18 protein-coding genes are annotated in these 17,002 nt (G+C 62.9%); 6 read left to right on the top strand and 12 right to left on the bottom strand.

What is annotated here, in order from left to right; translation table 11 throughout:
• Positions 1 to 168: 168 nt before the first annotated feature.
• Positions 169 to 2,769 (top strand): AMP-binding protein, encoded by a 2,601-nt coding sequence (locus tag IB272_RS17995; protein ID WP_060580919.1) that lies wholly within the window; start codon positions 169 to 171, stop codon positions 2,767 to 2,769.
• On the opposite strand, the gene IB272_RS17990 is transcribed toward IB272_RS17995, so the two are convergent.
• Complete coding sequence (locus tag IB272_RS17990) at positions 2,755 to 3,264, bottom strand: DinB family protein (RefSeq protein WP_060580918.1); 510 nt, start codon at positions 3,262 to 3,264, stop codon at positions 2,755 to 2,757. The genes IB272_RS17995 and IB272_RS17990 overlap by 15 nt on opposite strands.
• Positions 3,265 to 3,412: 148 nt before the next feature.
• Between IB272_RS17990 and IB272_RS17985 the strand changes: the two genes are divergently transcribed.
• Both IB272_RS17985 and ndk read left to right on the top strand, forming a co-directional pair.
• Complete coding sequence (locus IB272_RS17985; RefSeq protein WP_192444596.1) at positions 3,413 to 4,102, top strand: glutathione S-transferase family protein; 690 nt, start codon at positions 3,413 to 3,415, stop codon at positions 4,100 to 4,102.
• A gap of 102 nt (positions 4,103 to 4,204) precedes the next feature.
• A complete protein-coding gene (gene ndk, locus IB272_RS17980) occupies positions 4,205 to 4,627 on the top strand; it encodes a nucleoside-diphosphate kinase (RefSeq protein ID WP_034803877.1) in 423 nt (140 codons plus the stop codon).
• 91 nt (positions 4,628 to 4,718) lie between these two features.
• Here ndk and IB272_RS17975 read toward each other — a convergent pair whose 3' ends face one another.
• Both IB272_RS17975 and IB272_RS17970 read right to left on the bottom strand, forming a co-directional pair.
• Positions 4,719 to 5,228, bottom strand: coding sequence for a hypothetical protein (locus IB272_RS17975; RefSeq protein ID WP_034803874.1), 510 nt, complete (start codon positions 5,226 to 5,228; stop codon positions 4,719 to 4,721).
• Positions 5,225 to 5,785 carry a CGNR zinc finger domain-containing protein gene (locus tag IB272_RS17970; RefSeq protein WP_060580916.1) on the bottom strand — a complete coding sequence of 187 codons (561 nt, stop codon included), beginning with the start codon at positions 5,783 to 5,785 and terminating at the stop codon, positions 5,225 to 5,227. Before IB272_RS17970 ends, IB272_RS17975 begins: the two co-directional genes overlap by 4 nt.
• Before the next feature lie 67 nt (positions 5,786 to 5,852).
• On the opposite strand from IB272_RS17970, the gene IB272_RS17965 reads away from it, so the two are divergent.
• Positions 5,853 to 6,749, top strand: a complete 897-nt coding sequence (locus IB272_RS17965; RefSeq protein WP_060580915.1) for a branched-chain amino acid ABC transporter permease — start codon at positions 5,853 to 5,855, stop codon at positions 6,747 to 6,749.
• 17 nt (positions 6,750 to 6,766) lie between these two features.
• Here the strand turns inward: IB272_RS17965 and IB272_RS17960 are convergent, their stop codons facing one another.
• The 5 genes from IB272_RS17960 to IB272_RS17940 all read right to left on the bottom strand — a co-directional run bounded on the left by IB272_RS17960 (position 6,767) and on the right by IB272_RS17940 (position 10,995).
• On the bottom strand, positions 6,767 to 7,231 hold the full coding sequence (locus IB272_RS17960) for a molybdenum cofactor biosynthesis protein MoaE (RefSeq protein ID WP_060580967.1): 465 nt from the start codon (positions 7,229 to 7,231) through the stop codon (positions 6,767 to 6,769).
• 4 nt (positions 7,232 to 7,235) lie between these two features.
• A complete protein-coding gene (moaD, locus tag IB272_RS17955; protein WP_060580914.1) occupies positions 7,236 to 7,496 on the bottom strand; it encodes a molybdopterin converting factor subunit 1 in 261 nt (86 codons plus the stop codon).
• On the bottom strand, positions 7,493 to 8,080 hold the full coding sequence (gene pgsA, locus IB272_RS17950) for a CDP-diacylglycerol--glycerol-3-phosphate 3-phosphatidyltransferase (protein ID WP_034803862.1): 588 nt from the start codon (positions 8,078 to 8,080) through the stop codon (positions 7,493 to 7,495). Before pgsA ends, moaD begins: the two co-directional genes overlap by 4 nt.
• A 129-nt stretch (positions 8,081 to 8,209) precedes the next feature.
• Entirely contained in the window at positions 8,210 to 10,234 is a 2,025-nt protein-coding gene (uvrC, locus tag IB272_RS17945) for an excinuclease ABC subunit UvrC (RefSeq protein WP_060580913.1), read from the bottom strand.
• Positions 10,231 to 10,995 (bottom strand): SDR family oxidoreductase, encoded by a 765-nt coding sequence (locus IB272_RS17940; RefSeq protein ID WP_060580912.1) that lies wholly within the window; start codon positions 10,993 to 10,995, stop codon positions 10,231 to 10,233. The genes uvrC and IB272_RS17940 overlap by 4 nt, the downstream gene beginning before the upstream one ends.
• A gap of 368 nt (positions 10,996 to 11,363) precedes the next feature.
• On the opposite strand from IB272_RS17940, the gene IB272_RS17935 reads away from it, so the two are divergent.
• Complete coding sequence (locus IB272_RS17935) at positions 11,364 to 12,002, top strand: outer membrane protein (protein ID WP_034803854.1); 639 nt, start codon at positions 11,364 to 11,366, stop codon at positions 12,000 to 12,002.
• 60 nt (positions 12,003 to 12,062) lie between these two features.
• Here IB272_RS17935 and IB272_RS17930 read toward each other — a convergent pair whose 3' ends face one another.
• From IB272_RS17930 to IB272_RS17915, 4 genes are all read right to left on the bottom strand, one after another.
• On the bottom strand, positions 12,063 to 12,653 hold the full coding sequence (locus IB272_RS17930; protein ID WP_034803852.1) for a glutathione S-transferase: 591 nt from the start codon (positions 12,651 to 12,653) through the stop codon (positions 12,063 to 12,065).
• A gap of 61 nt (positions 12,654 to 12,714) precedes the next feature.
• The gene (locus IB272_RS17925; protein ID WP_113135659.1) at positions 12,715 to 13,431 is read right to left on the bottom strand and encodes a ribonuclease T(2); all 717 of its coding nucleotides are present in this window, start codon (positions 13,429 to 13,431) and stop codon (positions 12,715 to 12,717) included.
• Positions 13,432 to 13,433: 2 nt separating this feature from the next.
• Entirely contained in the window at positions 13,434 to 13,874 is a 441-nt protein-coding gene (locus tag IB272_RS17920; RefSeq protein ID WP_034803848.1) for a hypothetical protein, read from the bottom strand.
• A gap of 51 nt (positions 13,875 to 13,925) precedes the next feature.
• Positions 13,926 to 14,795 carry a 23S rRNA (adenine(2030)-N(6))-methyltransferase RlmJ gene (locus tag IB272_RS17915; RefSeq protein ID WP_034803845.1) on the bottom strand — a complete coding sequence of 290 codons (870 nt, stop codon included), beginning with the start codon at positions 14,793 to 14,795 and terminating at the stop codon, positions 13,926 to 13,928.
• Between the two features lie 69 nt (positions 14,796 to 14,864).
• Here IB272_RS17915 and IB272_RS17910 point away from each other — a divergent pair, with 69 nt between their 5' ends.
• Positions 14,865 to 17,000, top strand: coding sequence for a molybdopterin oxidoreductase family protein (locus tag IB272_RS17910; protein ID WP_060580911.1), 2,136 nt, complete (start codon positions 14,865 to 14,867; stop codon positions 16,998 to 17,000).
• Positions 17,001 to 17,002: the final 2 nt, after the last annotated feature.

Below are 17,002 nucleotides of genomic sequence, written 5' to 3'. Positions count from 1 at the left end.
GGTATGGTTGCTAAATTCCATCGGCCCTCCGTCCACCGCAACCGCATGTCGCGGGGGAATGGACGGTCGTCAACTGTCGCCATCTTTATACTTGACGCCTTTAGTCACCAATTATATTCGGCGCTGCTAAATCGGGCATCGAGCCCGGGCAAACAGCGACGGTCAAGCATGTCCCTCTCGTTCATTGCGGATCTGGCGAAATGGGGCGACCGGCCGGCGCTGCTCTTTTCCGGGCAACGGATCGTCACCTATCGCGAACTCCATGAGCGGGTCACCCGCCAGGCACTTGCCTTTCGCGGTCCGCGCGGGCTGGTAACGATCGAGGCCGAGCTTTGCGAGCATGCGATTGTCGCCTATCTGGCAGCGCTCCCCGCCGGGCATGCCGTCGCCATGCAAGCCCCGAAGAACGGCGCTGCCGGCTCCTGGGTCGATGCCTTCGAGCCAGACTTCGGCTTCCGTCGCATCGATGGCCGCTGGCGCACGGAGCATCTGCGACAGGGCGACAGGACGCCCCATGACGAACTGGCCGTCATGCTCTCGACTTCGGGCAGCACCGGTTGCGGCAAGGCCGTGCGCCTCTCGCGGGAAAACATTTCGGCCAACGCTGTGGCGATCGCGGACTATCTCGGCCTGACGGCGGAAGATCGCGGCTGCCTGATCCTGCCGCTCCATTATTCCTACGGCCTGTCGGTGCTGAATTCTCACCTGGCCGTCGGCGCCAGCCTCTATATTCCCGGCGGCTCCATCCTCGATGCCGCTTTTCTCGATGGTCTCGCGGAAAGCGGAAGCACGAACCTCTCGGGCGTGCCCTACTCCTACGAGCTGCTGGAAAAAGTGGGCTTCCGCGACCGTCGCTTCGCCAAGCTGCGTTTCATGACTGTCGCCGGTGGCCGCTTGAGCGCTGATGTCATCCGAGCCTACAACGACCATCTCGGCACCCAGGGTGTGGCTTTCTTCGCCATGTACGGCCAGACCGAGGCCACCGCCCGCATCGCCTATGTGCCGCCGGCTCAGCTTTCCGGCAACGAGGACAGGATCGGCGTCGCCATTCCAGGTGGACGCCTTCTGATCGTGAGCGAGAGCGGCGTGCCGATCGAAAACGACGGCGTGACTGGCGAACTCGTCTATCGCGGCCCGAACGTCATGATGGGCTATGCCATTTCACGGGATGACCTCTGCCGCGGCGCCGACCTTGCCGAATTGCGGACCGGCGACCTCGCCATGCGCCATGCCGACGGCCTGTTCCAGATCGTCGGCCGCATGAAGCGGATCTCCAAGATCGCCGGGCTCAGGATCGCGCACGATGTGCTGGAAGCGGGGCTCGAGGCGCGCGGCATCACCGCTGCCGTTGTCGGCGACGATGCCGGCCTTCATGCCTTTTACGCCGGCAGCCGCGATGCCGAAGAGATCAGGCGGCTCTTGGCGCAGGCAAGCGGGCTGACATTGGCCCACCTGAAGGCGACGCCCCTTGCCGAGATGCCGCGGCTTGCCAGCGGCAAGATCGATTACAACGCACTGAACATGGCAGCCCGCCAGGCGGCGGCCAGTGGCGATGATGATAACGGCGGTATCGAAGGGCTCTTTGCCCAGGTCTTCTATCCAAAGCGGGTGAAGCGGTCCGACAGCTTTGTCTCGCTCGGCGGCGATTCGTTGCGCTTCGTTCAGCTGTCGATCGGGCTGGAAAAAGCGCTGGGGCAAGTTCCGGATACCTGGGAGACCTTGCCGATCGCCGAGCTATCGCTCCAGGAACGGCGCGAGACTGCCACGCGGCGCATCGGCACGGACCTCTTGATCCGTGCGCTTGCCATTCTTCTGGTCGTCCTGCACCACGAGGTCCTGTGGCCGATCCCCGGCGGGTCGGCGGCCATGGTCGTTCTCGCCGGCTTCAGCCTTGCGCGCTTTCAGATGGGACCGCTGCTTGCAGGCGACGGCCGGGCGATCCTGCGGCCGCTCGCGCAGGTGCTGATCCCCTATTATCTGATCGTTGCGGCCTATGCGGTCGCCTGGGGTGAGGTGCCCTGGGCCTCGGTCTTTCTCGTCGGCAACTTCGGCGTGGCCCTGCCGGAAACGCACGGCATGGTGCCCTATCTCTACTGGTTCATCGAGGCCTATTGCCAGATGATGGTGGTCTTCGTCGGGCTCTTTGCCGTCCCGCAGTTTCGCCGTTTCGTGTCGGCAAAACCCTTCGCCGCCGGGATGGCCTTGCTTCTGGCCGCGCTTGTTACCCGTCTGGCGCTGCCACTCGTCTGGCCGATCGGCAATCGCCAGATCTTCACGCTGCCATGGATCTTCTATCTCGCCGTCATTGGCTGGTGCGCCGCCGTTGCGGAAACGGCCAGGCAGCGGCTGCTGTTGATGCTGGCCGGCACGGCGGCCTTCCTGTTCTTCGGCCTCTACGAAGGAGTCTGGATTGGCACGAAGATCAAATATCTGCTGCAGATCGCCGTCCTGGCAGCGCTGCTTTACCTTCCACGCGTCAGTCTGCCGCGCTGGTCGGCTCAGCTCATCCTGCCCCTGTCGGCGGCGGGTTTCCACATCTACATCCTGCACCGCTTCGTGCCGGAATTGCTGATGGTGCCGATGCAGCCAGCCTTGCCGCCGGCGGCTTTTTCGCTGCTGTCGATCGTCGGCGGCGTGGCGCTCGGCCTCGTCGCATGGCTCGGCCAGCGTCAGCTCTTGAAGAAGCTTATCGCATGGCGCGGCCGTGAGATCCGGCCACTGCGGCTGTTCGGCTTCGAGTCGTTGCGCTCGCCGTTACGCCCACTGTGATCCTTGGGTCCTCAGAAACTGGGCCAGGTCCAGTATCAGGGACGGGCGCCCGAGCGCGGTGAGCGTCGCGTGCGCCTGACCGCGATGGTGGGTCTGGTGGTTGAAGAAGTGGCCGAGCGTCGGCGCCAGCCTCTGCGTGACGGCCGCCGGATTGGTGAGCGTTCTGTAGCTAAGCAAAGCGCCAAGGCGCTCGTCGCTGAGGTTGTCGATCCAGGCGATGATGCGTTCGTCCTCGGCCGCCCGCGCGGCGGTAAGCCCGGCGAGGTCCTCGTGCAGGGTCGTGTCGAGTGAAGCAGGGGTATTGCCCTCGCCTGTGAAGCGCTTCATCCAGATGCGGTCGGCAACGAGGATATGATTGAGGGTTGAAAGCAGTGAGCCGAAAAAGGCGCCGCGGTTTTCCCGCAATTCGGCATCGGTCAGCTCCGCAGCAGCAGCATAGACGAGGCGGTTCGCCCAGCGGTTATAATCGGCGAACATGCGAAAATGATCGAGCATCGGCTACCTTCCTGATGGCTGCGGTTGCGGATGGCGACGCTAACCCGGAACCGCATTCCTGTGTCTGATATCATTCATGAAATTTACTGATTTGATGACGCGGCGGATATGTCGTTCAAGAGGACGCCAACCGTCCCGGAGAGTTTGCATGACTAGAAAGCTCTATTCGCTGTGTGGATCCGACAGGGCGCGTCCCTTCTCGCCGCATGTGTGGAAGACCGCGATGTCGCTGGCCCACAAGGGGCTCGACTTTGACACCGTGCCGATCGGTTTCACCAAGATCCGAGCGATCGAGGACGGGGCGACGAACCTGGTGCCGTTGCTGCGGGATGGAGAAAAGCTCGTGAAGGACAGCTTCGAGATCGCCCTTTATCTCGAACGGACCTATCCGGACCGTCCGGCGCTCTTTGCCGGCGAGGGGGCGATGGCGATCGCCCGCTTCGTCGAGGGTTGGTCGCAGACGACGCTGCACCCGGCCATCACCCGCATCATCATCCGGGATATTCACGACCGGCTGGATCCCGTCGATCAGGCCTATTTCCGCGAGAGCCGGGAAAAGCGCTTCGGCACGTCGCTCGAGGCCGTGGCCGAAAGTGGCGGATCCTCTCTCGCAACCTTCCCGGAAAAGCTCGAGCCTTTGCGCCATCTGCTGAAGATTCAGGATTTTCTGGGTGGTGCAACGCCGCTTTTCGCCGACTACATCGTCTTCGGCGCGTTTCAATGGGCGCGCATCGTCTCGCCGCAGCGCCTGCTTCAGCCGGGTGATCCCGTCACCGCCTGGTTTGAGCGCTGCCTCGATCTGCGTGGCGGGCTCGGGCGCAGTGTGACGGCTGCGTGAAACCCGCCTGGCCTAAGCCGAATCATCGGTGAACCCCCTTGTTTTGCGCGGAATTGGCGGCTAATGAACCGCCACTTCTCAAGAAACAAGGGATTTGAGCCAATGGCTATTGAACGTACCTTCTCGATGATCAAGCCGGACGCGACCAAGCGCAACCTGACCGGCGCCATCACCAAGATGCTCGAAGATGCCGGCCTGCGCGTCGTCGCTTCCAAGCGCGTCTGGATGAGCCGTCGCGAAGCCGAAGGCTTCTACGCCGTTCACAAGGAGCGTCCGTTCTTCGGCGAACTGGTCGAGTTCATGTCCTCCGGCCCGACCATCGTTCAGGTTCTCGAAGGCGAAAACGCAATCGCCAAGAACCGCGAAGTCATGGGCGCCACCAACCCGGCAAACGCTGACGAAGGCACGATCCGCAAGGTTCACGCTCTCTCGATCGGCGAAAACTCGGTTCACGGTTCGGATGCTCCGGAAACCGCTGCTGAAGAAATCGCCTACTGGTTCTCGGGCACCGAGATCGTTGGCTGATTCAAAATCTTCGGTTCGAGCCATAGCGGCTTGAATTGACTCAGGATTTGAGCCGGAGCGGAAACGCTCCGGTTTTTTGTTGCCCGGTCTCTCAGACGGGGCACTTCGCGGTTTCGAAATGGGCTGGTGCCTTGCCGCCGCTGAACACCGCCGGGTTCTTGTCGTAGGCCGGGCCCTCGACCAGCGGTTTGGCCGGCATGATGTCCTGATCGACATCGGAGACGACGGTGGTCTCAAGCTTCTGCAGTGACTGGCCTTCGGGGCCTTTGACCTCGATCGACACCGTATAAGGGCGATCCTTCTTCACGCAGGTGACATCGGGGCTTTCCAGCACCACCTTCTCCAACTTCGGAAAGAGCTTGCGCTCCAGTGTCAGCGCGTCGCCGCCGGCCGGATTTTCGAAGCGCGCCACCACGATGCTGCCGTCGGGCACCGCCTCGGCCTTGGTCAGCGTGACCATGTAGGTCGCATAGGCGAGGCGGTAGTTGAAGACGAACATCTTGCCCGTGAGCTTCAGCGGATCCGGGCCGCTCTCGCGCTGACATGCCGCAGCGGCAAGTGCGATGGCAAGTGTGGCCAAGATCCCGAATGTCCTTGTCATGGGCCTGCTTCTTCCCTGTTGCGGTGATAGTGGCGCTTGGCTTTGGTGCGGTTGCCGCAGACGGCCATGTCGCACCAGGTGCGGCTGCGGTTGCGGCTGCGGTCGAGAAACAGCCAGCCGCAATTCGGGCAGATCTTCAGCCGATCGGGCTCGGGGTTGGCGGCAAGCGTGAGCGCCGATTGCGCCGTTGCGGTGTCGAGCGAAAGCAGGCCACCCTGGTGCGTCGAGCCGCGCAAGACGCCGGCGATGGCTTCCAGCAGATCCGCCAACAGTTCCGGCCGGCCCGTGTCCGAGATCTCCGCGCGAAAATGCCGGTCGGTCGCTTCGCGCAACTGCAAGAGCCGGCCACGGTTCTCCGCGGCGACAGGCGCAAGCGCGCCGAAGCGTACACTCTCCGCGCTGTAGCGGTTGGCCGCTTCCGCAAAGGAATGGAGTGTGACGACATCGGCGAAGCGGTCGATCCGGCGTTCGGGATCGAAACGCAGGACGATGGAATTGGCGACATCCAGTGCCAGGGCGCCGCCGGCAAATCGATGGGCTGTCCAGGTGAAGGTCATGCAAAAATCCTAACTGGCAAAATTGATTTTACCAGTTATATTGATCTTGTCACGCTCCGGATGCGCCATGCTCTATTTTCTGCAGCAGCTCGCCAACGCCGTTCCCGTCGCAGCGCTCTACGCGGCGCTGGCCTTTGGCTACGCGATCGCCTTTGCCGTGACCCGCCGGGCCGATCTCACCTATGGTGCGCTCTTTGCCTTCTCGGGCCAGATCTTTGTGCTGTTTGCTGCTTTCGGCTGGGACCGGCTGTGGCTGGTGCTTCCGGCCGCCCTTGGTCTCGGTGCGGCGGCTGCCCTGACTTTCAGTGTTGGTGCCGGGCTCGTCGCCGGGCGGTATGTCATGCGGCCGTTGGCCTTCTCGTCGGCCAACACCGTCGTCGTCGCCTCGCTCGGCTGCCTGCTGGTGCTGATGGAAACGGCACGGCTTGCCTCGGAGACCCGCAGCCTGTGGCTGCCGCCGTTCCTCAATGCCAACATCGTCTTCTGGGATGATCCGCGTTTCCCGGTCACGTTGACCGTCATCCAACTCGGCAATACCGCGCTGATGGCGGCGTTGGTGGCGGCCGGGCACTGGTTCCTGACCCATTCGCGGGCAGGGCGGTTCTGGCGGGCCGTCTCCGAAGACCGGGGGGCTGCAGCGCTTTGCGGGGTCGACGCGGCCACTGTCTACATCGTCGCCTATGGCGCGGCGTCCCTGATTGCTGCCCTTTGCGGCATCCTCGCCGCGTCCTACTACGGCAACATGGATTTCGGCACGGGGCTTACTTTCGGCGTCAAGGTACTGTTCATCGCCGCGATCGGCGGCCAGGCCTCGCCGCTCTATGCAGCCCTCGGCGCTGCCGCGGTCGGCCTGCTCGAAACACTATGGAGCGCCTATGGGCCGATCCTCTGGCGCGACTTTGCGATTTTCGGATTTCTGGTGATCGTGCTGATGGTGACGCGCAAGGAGAAGGTCATTCCCTGACCTCAAGGAACGGGCGGCTACTTCGACCAGCGGTCCCGTGCGGTGTCGTCAGCATCCTTGGCGCTGACCCAGCCGCCGGTCGTGCCGTCGCCCAAATGTTCCTTCTTCCAGAAGGGAGCCGATGTCTTCAGGAAATCCATGATGAAGTTGGCGCCGTCGAAGGCGGCCTGCCGGTGCCGCGAGGCGGCAACGACAAGCACGATGTTCTCGCCGGGAAGGATCTTGCCGTAGCGGTGGATGGCGGTGGCCGCCTGGAGCGAGAAGCGCTCGACCGCCTCCTGGCAGATGCGTTCGATCTCCGCCTCGGCCATGCCGGGGTAGTGTTCCAGTTCGAGGGCGGCAAGCGTGCCTGCCTCGTCGCGGCAAAGCCCGGAAAAGGTGGCGATGGCGCCGATGTCGGCACGCCCGGCCGAAAGCTTGGCGACCTCGCTATTGAGGTCGAAATCCTCGCGCTGGACGCGCACGGTCACCGGCGCGCGCATGGCCTCAGCCACCCGTCATCGGCGGAAACAGGGCGATCTCCCGGGCGCCGGCGATCGGCTCCTTGTGGTCGACATGTTCCTGGTTGATTGCCGCGCGGATGACGTTTTCATGTTCGAGCGCCGCCTCGTATTCCTTGCCGAGCGTCTTCAGGTGCTGAAGCAGATCGGCAATGGTGACGACACCGGCGGGAAGGTCGAGGGTTTCCTCGCCCTTGCCGATACGCTCGCGCACCCATGAGAAATAGACAAGGTTGACGGTGCTCATTCGTTGACCACGTGCTTGAGGCCGGCGCGGAAGTAATCGTAGCCCGAATAGAGCGTGATCGCGGCGGCAATCCACAGGAGCACGATACCGGCTTCCGTCGTATAGGGCAAAATCTTGTCGCCGGCCGGGCCGGCAAGCAGGAAGGCGATGGCGACCATCTGGATCGTCGTCTTCCACTTGGCGATGCGGGTAACGGGAACGCTGACCTTCAGCGCCGCCAGATATTCGCGCAGGCCCGAGACCAGGATTTCACGGCACAGAATGATGATCGCAGCCCAGATCGACCAGCCGGCGATCGTGCCGTCGGCGGCGACGAGCAGCAGGATGGAGGCGACCAGCAGCTTGTCGGCGATCGGATCGAGCATCTTGCCGATGTTCGACGTCTGCTTCCAGATGCGCGCGAGATAGCCGTCGAAGAAATCGGTGATCGAGGCAACGGCAAAAAGCGCCACTGCCGTCCAGCGCGCGAAGTCCGAACTGTGCAGCCGTCCTTCGACGAAGAAGCAAAGGACGATCAGCGGCACGATCAGGATGCGGAAATAGGTGAGCAGGTTCGGGATGCTGTAGGCGACGGGCGTGGGCATGGATTCGTGTTCTCTGGTTCGTCAGGTACAGAAATGACTTTGCTGGCCGGAGGTCAACAGGTCATCGTCGTCAACTGTCATATTTGCCCTATCGCATGTGAACGCCGGGTGAATTGTGACATCAGGTTTTCATTTCCCGGCATCGTCGTGGAAATGTTCGTAGACCAGCCGCGCCACCGTTTCGGAAATCCCAGCGACGGCCATCAGGTCGTTGATGCCGGCGCGCGAGACGGCTTTGGCGGTGCCGAAATGCGTGAGCAGCGCGCGCTTGCGCGTCGGCCCGATGCCGGCGATCTCGTCGAGCGGGTTCTTGACCATCTCCTTTTTGCGGCGAGCCCGATGCGAGCCGATCGCGAAACGGTGCGCCTCGTCGCGCAGCCGCTGGATGAAATAGAGCACCGGATCGCGCGGCGGCAGCGTGAAGCTGTCGCGACCGAGCGCGAAGAAGCGTTCGCGGCCGGCGTCGCGATCGACGCCCTTGGCGACGCCGATCGCCGTCACGCAGTCCTCGACATCGAGCTCCTTGAGGATGGCGCGCACCGCGGTCATCTGTCCCTGGCCGCCGTCGATGAGAATGACGTCCGGCCAGGCGGGGAAAGCGGCATCGTCACCGACCTCCACGCTCCGGTCCGGTTTGCCCTCTTCCTTCAGCAGCCGCGAGAACCGCCGCGTCATCACTTCGCGCATCATACCGAAGTCGTCGCCCGGGGTGATGTCGGTCGATTTGATGTTGAACTTGCGGTACTGGCCTTTGACGAAGCCTTCTGGCCCCGCCACCACCATGCCGCCGACGGCATTGGTGCCCATGATGTGCGAGTTGTCGTAGATCTCGATGCGGCGCGGCGTGCGCTCCAGCTTGAAGGTTTCCGAGAAGCCTTCGAGTAGGCGCGACTGCGAGGCCGTTTCTGCCAACTTGCGGCCGTGCGCCTCGCGCGCATTGGCGAGCGCGTGATCGACGAGATCCTTCTTTTCGCCGCGCTGCGGCACCTGGATCGCGACCTTGTATCCGGATTTTTCGCTGAGCGCCTGGCCGAGCAGTTCCTGCTCTTCCACCGCTTCGCAAAGCAGGATCTGCCGCGGACAGGGCTTGTCGTCGTAGAACTGTGCGAGGAATTGCGAGAGCACCTCGGCCGTCGGCAGCGACGGGTCGGCCTTCGGGAAATAGGCGCGGTTGCCCCAGTTCTGCCCGGTGCGGAAGAAGAACACCTGGATGCAGGAGATGCCACCCTCGTGGTGGATCGCAAAGACGTCGGCTTCCTCGACGCCAGAGGGGTTGATGCCCTGGTGGCTCTGGACGTGGCTGAGTGCGGCGAGGCGGTCGCGGTAAAGCGCTGCCCTTTCGAAGTCGAGGTTCTCGGCTGCCTCGCCCATGGCGGCGGCGATCGTCGCCTTCACCGCTTGGCTCTTGCCCGAGAGGAAGTCCTTGGCCTCCTGAACGAGTTCCGCATAGCCCTGATCGCTGATTTCGCCGGTGCAGGGCGCCGAACAGCGCTTGATCTGATAGAGCAGGCAGGGGCGCGTGCGCGTCTCGAAGACGCTGTCGGTGCAGGTCCGAAGCAAAAAGGCGCGCTGCAACGAATTGATCGTGCGGCCGACCGCGCCGGCGGACGCGAAGGGACCGAAAAAGTCGCCCTTGCGGCTGCGTGCGCCGCGATGCTTGTAGAGCGCCGGCGCACGGCTGTCGCCGGTCACCAGAATATAGGGAAACGACTTGTCGTCGCGCAAAAGCACGTTGAAGCGGGGCCTAAGGCGCTTGATCAGGTTCGCTTCGAGCAGCAGCGCCTCGATCTCGGTGCGCGTCGTCACGAACTCCATGTTCGCGGTCTCGCGCACCATGCGGGCGATGCGGTTGGAATGGCCGCGCCCCTGGGCATAATTGCTGACGCGCTTCTTCAGGCTGCGCGCCTTGCCGACATAGAGAACGTCGCCGGCCTCGTTGAACATGCGATAGACGCCGGGGCCATTCGGCAGCAGCTTGACGAAGGCCTGGATCAACTCCGCGCCCTTCAGTCCCTCGGTCACCGAGTGATTCTCGTGCCACTCGACGACGGGCGCAACGCCGCTCACGTCAGACACTTCGATCAGGTCGTCGTCGTCTTCCGCTTCGCTGCCATCATAAAGGATGCCGCCGTCGGCCGGCACGCGTCCATTCATTCCACTATCTCCCTGATGTCGGGCGTTTCCCAAGCGAGGTGCTGGCCCCCGTCCAGCGCAATCATCTGTCCGGTAATCGACGGCGTGTCGAACAGGAAGCGGATCGTCCGTCCGAATTCGTCGAGCGTCGGCCCGCGCTTCAAGATCAGCGCATCGACCTGCGCCTCAAAATCCTTCGGGTCCTGCCGTTCGTTCGGCAGCGTCGGCCCGGGGCCGATGCCGTTGACGCGGATGCGCGGGGCGAGTGCCTGCGCCATCGTCCGGGTGGCCGTCCAAAGCGCCGACTTGGACAACATATAGGAATAAAAGCGCGGATTGGGAGCCCAGACGCGCTGGTCGATCACATTGATGATGAGCCCGCTGGCGTTGGCCGGCAGTTGCGCGGCGAAATCGCCCGCCAACAGGGAAGGGGCTTTCACATGCAGCGCGAAATGCTGGTCCCAGACCCCTTCGTCGAAGGCATCGAGGCTATCCTTCTTGAACAGCGACGCATTGTTGACGAGCAGATCGATCGGGCCGAGTGCTGCTGTCGCGCGCTCGATCAGTGTCGATGTCGCGCCCGTATCCGTAAGGTCGGCTCGAATCGCGACGGCATTCGTTCCCGTCTTCTTCAGGGTTTCGGCCAGGGCCCGCGCTTCGTCAAACGAGGCATCGGCATGAATGGCGACCGCAAAGCCGTGGGCGGCCAGGTCCTCCACTATAGCTTTACCGATCCTCTTGGCGCCCCCGGTTACGAGAGCCGCCTTCAGTGCTTTCTTCAACGTTTTATCCCGCTTTTTCGAATCTTCGCGTCAGCGGACGAAGATATAGGGAAGAAACGCGGGGCTGAAACACTCCCTGACGATTCCTTGCCCAAAAATTAATGGAATTGGCGTAAATTGTATTATTTTGCGTACTTATAGTATAGCTTTCGTTAATCTTGATTTATGGTTAACAAATCTCCTGTGGCGCCAAAGCAACATCAAACTTCGGGCGCGTTTGTGCCACCAAAATTTCACATTTTGGCTCTTGTGAATCCGCATTTGCTGGCCAATTTCAGCTCAACCGGGCGGGTTAAATTAAGAGTTGCCTGATGTTTCACTGTGGGACCCCAAGCCCTCGGCGCATCGGGACGAAAAGGAGAATATTTATGCGTACGCTCACCACCACCCTCATGGCTTCGGCTATGTCCCTCATCGCCTTCCAGGCCGCCCAGGCTGCAGACGCGATCGACGAAGTTCCGGCAGCTCCGCAGGCCGAATACAGCGAGCCGGCAGTCAAGAACTGGTCGGGCGCCTATGTCGGCGGTACCGCCGATTGGAAGCATGGCCAGCACGATGCGACCGGCAGCAACACCGCAGCCGGCTTCGGCGGCGGCCTCTATGGTGGCTACAACGTTCAGGACGGCCAGATGGTATACGGCGGCGAAGCCGATATCGGTTACTCCGGCCAGGATTCGACCAAGGGCAACCTGCGCATGAAGCAGGGCGTCAACGGCTCGCTCCGCGGCCGCGTCGGTGTCGATCTGAACCCGGTCCTCGTCTACGGTACCGCAGGTCTTGCCGTCGGCCAGACCAAGGGCACCGTCGGCGGCGCTTCCGACAAGAACACCATGGTCGGCTGGACCGCAGGCGTCGGTGCTGAAACCTTCGTCACCGACAACATCACCGCACGCGTCGAGTACCGTTACACGGACTACGGTTCGAAGGACTTCCGCATGGGCAGCACCAAGGTCTCGTCCGGCTACGACGAGCACGCTGTTAAAGTCGGTATGGGCGTGAAGTTCTGATCGGCTTCTGCCGGATCAAAGAAAAGGCCGGGGAGACCCGGCCTTTTTTGTGTCTGCACGTTAGGCCTTGAACTTGGGGTAATCCGGGAAGTGTTTTTCGAACTTCGCCGGCCAGTTCTTCAGCTTGGCGCGCCCCTTCTGCCATTCGCCGGCAAACCGCAGCTCGATGTAGCGCAGCATCGCCGCGAGTGCGAAATGGCCTGCATTGAGCTTGGCCCCGGTCTTCGGCAGGTTGGCATTCAGATGGTCGAGGCTGCGCTCGACCTTTTCCCATTGCCGGTCGATCCAGGGCTGGTGCACCTTTTCCGGCGGATGGGAGCGTTTCTCGTAGACGATCGACAGCAGGCTGTCACAGACGCCGTCGCATAGCGCTTCCAGCAACTCGACGTCGGTGCGCTTTTCGGCGTTCCTGGGATAGAGCTTGCCCTTGGTCTCCCGGTCGATGAAATGCATGATGGTGCGGCTGTCGTAGAGCGCCCGTCCGTCGTCGAGAATCAGCGTCGGGATCTTGCCGAGCGGATTGTTGTCGATCAGCTCCGGCGGGTTGGCATTGGTGTCGGTCAAGACACTTTCGGCCGCATAGCCCGCATAATGCGCCGCCATGCGCACCTTGTTCGAATAGGGCGAGGCGGGCGAGTACAAGATCTTCATCGGGCGTCTTTCCTTCCAGGGATTGCGAGATGGGTTTCTGACAGGCGCCTTCTGCGGCTGGTCAAAGCGCCGGGGGCAGCGACACGCTTTCCTTTCGGCAGGCCTGGCGATCGACCGCCGGGCAGGCGCGGAAATTGAGCGACTTGTCGAAGCAGATCCGGATTTCCTCGAGCCGACTACCCTCGCAGGTCACGGCGACCGCGTCCTTCGTCATGCCGGGATTCTTGGCAACGAGCGCATCTTCGATGGCGGCGACGCGCAGGCCCTTTTCTTGCGGGGGAGGTGCGAGCTCCGATGGCAGCGTCAGCCGGTCCCACGCCGCGCGCGTGACGGTGAAGTATTCCTCCTGACTGAGGCCGGAGCAGGTCCCGTGCTTGCGCCATTGGTGGCCGATCAGGCCCATCGATGGAATGAGGTCGAGATATTGCTTGCCGAGCGACGACGGCACGCGATCGGACTGGCGTGTCGGGCAGAAGTCCGGATAACCCCGTTCGTTCTGCGGCCACAGGCCATGCACGATCAGGCCGCGATTGCCGCCGACTTCGCACTGGCTGGATTTTCCCTTGGGGTCATTGTCGCCGCACCAGGTCGGCGACCAGGAGAGCGAGAGCACATAGAAATCGAAGCCGCTGCCGACCGGCACCGTAACGACCGCCTTCGTGGCTTGCGTTCCCGTCGCCGTCGGCGCCTTTTCAGTGTTCTGATCGCTGCAGCCAACGAGGGCTGCTGCAACGAAAAGCGCCGGCAGAAGCCGGCGCGTTTTCCGGAATGATCTCATGATTAACGGAGCGAGGCGCAATAGGCGCCGTAGACATACCAGGGATCGAGGCCGCCGACGCAGAACTCGATGCTTCTGCCGACGCCGGCAAAGCCCCACGGGCGTTCGATGAGGTAATAGAGCGCACGCTGTTCGCCGTTGGTCATCACAGCGGTCCCGTAGCAATATTCACGCTCGACGAGATGCGTCTCGTCGCGGAACTCCTGCCGATTCTGCCCCATGTCGCGGATCTCGGCGATCGAGAGATTGGCGTGCAGGTAGTTTGCATCCCGATACTCGAAACGGGATGTGATGAAGCCGAGAACCGAGGATTCACTGCAGACCCCGGCGTTGTAGGATTGCGCCTGGCTGCTGCCGATGTAGTCGGCGGCAATGGCGCCCGGCGCCGTAGCGCCGGCGAGGGAAAGCGAAATGAGAAGCGTGGCGGCGAGCGTGCGAGTCATGGGCGTCTCCCTATGTCGTCGCATGAGATTGCGGTGCGTCGCGCCCGTCCGTCAAGCCCCTCGGGTTGTCTGTTCTTCCCCGCGCAGCCAGAAGCAGCGACTGGACGCGAAACGATCCTGCCCCAACCGGCTTTTCAGGAACGGCAGCAGCAGGTCGAGCTCGCTCTTCAGCGTGAAGGGCGGGTTTACGATGATGAGGCCGGAACCGGAAAGCCCTGTGGTTTCCCGGTCGCTTCTGACGGACAGTTCGGCGCAGAGCATCTTCGGGATGTCCAGCGCCTTCAGCGCCTCATGAAACGCTTTGATCGGCGCGCCCTGCTTCAGGGGATACCACAGGCAATAGACGCCGCCGGTAAAGCGGCGGTAGCCGCGCGCAAGGCCATCCACCAGCCGTTCGTATTCGCCCTCCTTTTCGAAGGGTGGGTCGACGAGAATCAATCCGCGCTTTTCCTTCGGCGGCAGGTGCGCGCCCAGCGCCAGCCAGCCGTCGAGCTCGGTGACGCGGCTCTGGAAATCGGCGTCGAACAGCCGGTGCAGCGTTTCGTAGTCGTCCGGATGCAGCTCCATCGCCGAAAGCCGGTCCTGGGGTCGGAAGAGCATGCGCGCGAGCTTCGGCGAGCCAGGGTAGAGCGTCAGCTCGGAGCCGGGGTTCAGCGCGCGGATGGAGGACAGGTAGGGGGCGAGGATCACCGCGATCTCCGGCGGCAGTTCGCCCTCGAGCAGCCGGCCGACGCCGTCGCGCCATTCGCCGGTCTTCTGCGCTTCCTCGCTGGAGAGGTCGTAGAGCCCGATGCCCGCATGGGTATCGAGAACACGGAACGCCTTCTCCTTCTGCTGGAGGTAGGTGACGAGCCGTGCCAGCACTGCGTGCTTCAGGACGTCGGCAAAATTGCCTGCGTGATAGATGTGCCGATAGTTCATGAGCGCCGCCGATGGCTGTGATCAATAGTTGCGATGGGTGGGCGATTGGCTCTTTGAGCCGAAATGCCGATGCCATATAGAAAAGCCATGAACGTTGCGACCCCCATCAAAGCAGAAAAAACCATCGGCCACTCGGTCTGTCCGCACGACTGTCCCTCGGCCTGCGCCCTGGAAGTCGACCTGACCGCCGAAGGGCGGATCGGCCGTGTGCGCGGTGCAGCCGCCAATACCTACACCGCCGGCGTGATCTGCGCCAAGGTGGCGCGGTATTCCGAGCGCATCTATCATCCCGACCGTCTGATGGTGCCGAAGCGCCGCAAGGGCGCCAAGGGCGAGGGCGGCTGGCAGGAAGTGAGCTGGGAGGCCGCGCTCGACGAGATCGCCGATCAGTTCATTCGCGCCGAGCAGAAATATGGCGCCGAGACCGTGTGGCCATACTTCTATGCGGGCACCATGGGTCAGGTGCAGCGCGACTCGATCGACCGGCTGCGTCACGCCAAGCGCTATTCCGGCTTTTTCGGCTCGATCTGCACCAACATGGCCTGGACGGGTTTGAGCATGGCGACCGGCGCCTTGCGCGGCCCCGACCCGCGCGAAATGGCCAAGGCCGATTGCGTGGTGATCTGGGGCACGAATGCGGTTGCGACCCAGGTCAACGTGATGACCCATGCGGTGAAAGCCCGCAAGGATCGCGGCGCGAAGATCGTCGTCATCGACATCTACGACAATCCGACGGTCAAGCAAGCGGACATGGGCCTGGTGCTTAAGCCGGGCACCGACGCAGCACTTGCCTGCGCCGTGATGCACATCGCGTTTCGCGACGGCTACGCCGACCGGGCCTACTTGGCGAAATTCGCCGACGATCCGGCCGGCCTTGAAGCGCATCTGAAGTCGCGCGGGCCGGAGTGGGCGTCGGCGATCACCGGCCTTTCGGCCGAGGAAATCGAGGCCTTTGCAAAATTGGTCGGCACGACGCCGCGGACCTATTTCCGGCTCGGCTACGGTTTCACGCGCCAGCGCAACGGTGCCGTCGCCATACATGCGGCGGCATCCGTGGCGACCGTGCTCGGCTCCTGGAAACACGAAGGCGGCGGTGCCTTCCACTCCAACAACGATATCTTCAAGCTCGACAAGCGCGAGTTGATCGGCTCGGCCTTTCACGATCCGGATGTGCGCATGCTCGACCAGTCGCAGATCGGCCGGGTGCTGACCGGCGACGCCGAGGCGCTGCGCCACCGCGGGCCGGTGACGGCGATGCTGATCCAGAACACCAATCCCGTGAACGTCGCGCCGGAGCAGCGGCTGGTGAAGCGCGGCTTCCTGCGCGACGACCTCTTTGTTGCCGTGCACGAGCAGTTCATGACCGATACGGCTGCTGTTGCCGATATCGTGCTTCCGGCCACCATGTTCCTGGAGCATGACGATCTCTATCGCGGCGGCGGCCATCAGCACATCCTGATCGGTCCTAAGGTGGTAGAACCACCCTCGACCGTGCGCACCAATCTGTTCGTCATCGAGGAACTGGCCAAGCGCCTTGGCGTTGCCGATCATGCCGGCTTCGGCCTGACCGAGCGTGAGCACATTGATCGGCTGCTCGCCAACTACGGCATCGGCTACGAAGAGATGAAACGGGAGAAGTGGCTCGACTGTCAGCCCGCCTTCGAGGAGGCGCACTATCTCAACGGCTTTGGCCACCCGGACGGCAAGTTCCGCTTCAAGGCGGATTGGACGGGGACGCCGGCGCCGAACCGGCCGCCGAAGTCGATGGGCATTCAGGGGCCGCACCAGGCGCTGCCGGAGTTTCCTGACCATGTCGACCTCATCGAGGTCGCCGACGCCGAGCACCCGTTCCGGCTGGCGACCTCTCCGGCTCGATCCTTCCTGAATTCGACCTTTGCCGAGACACCGTCCTCGATCCAGAAGGAAGTGCGCCCGGAAGTGATGGTTCATGCGGAAGATGCCGCAGAACTCGGCATTGCCGATGGCGATGTCGTCCAACTCGGCAACGTCCGCGGCGAGGTGCGTCTGCATGCGAAGATCGGTGGCGGCGCCCGTCGCGGCGTGGTCATCGCCGAGGGCCTGTGGCCGAATGGCGCGCATCTCGACGGGGAGGGCATCAACGTGCTCACCGGCGCCGATGCGGTGGCGCCCTATGGTGGTGCCGCCTTTCACGACAACAGGGTCTGGGTAAGGTTGGCGCGCTAAGT

Origin of the sequence: Ensifer sp. ENS08 (genome assembly GCF_014852195.1) — a bacterium.
GTDB classification, from domain to species: domain Bacteria; phylum Pseudomonadota; class Alphaproteobacteria; order Rhizobiales; family Rhizobiaceae; genus Ensifer; species Ensifer adhaerens.
The sequence above is the reverse complement of the archived record's forward strand: the minus strand, read 5'-3'. Positions and strand labels throughout refer to the sequence as shown.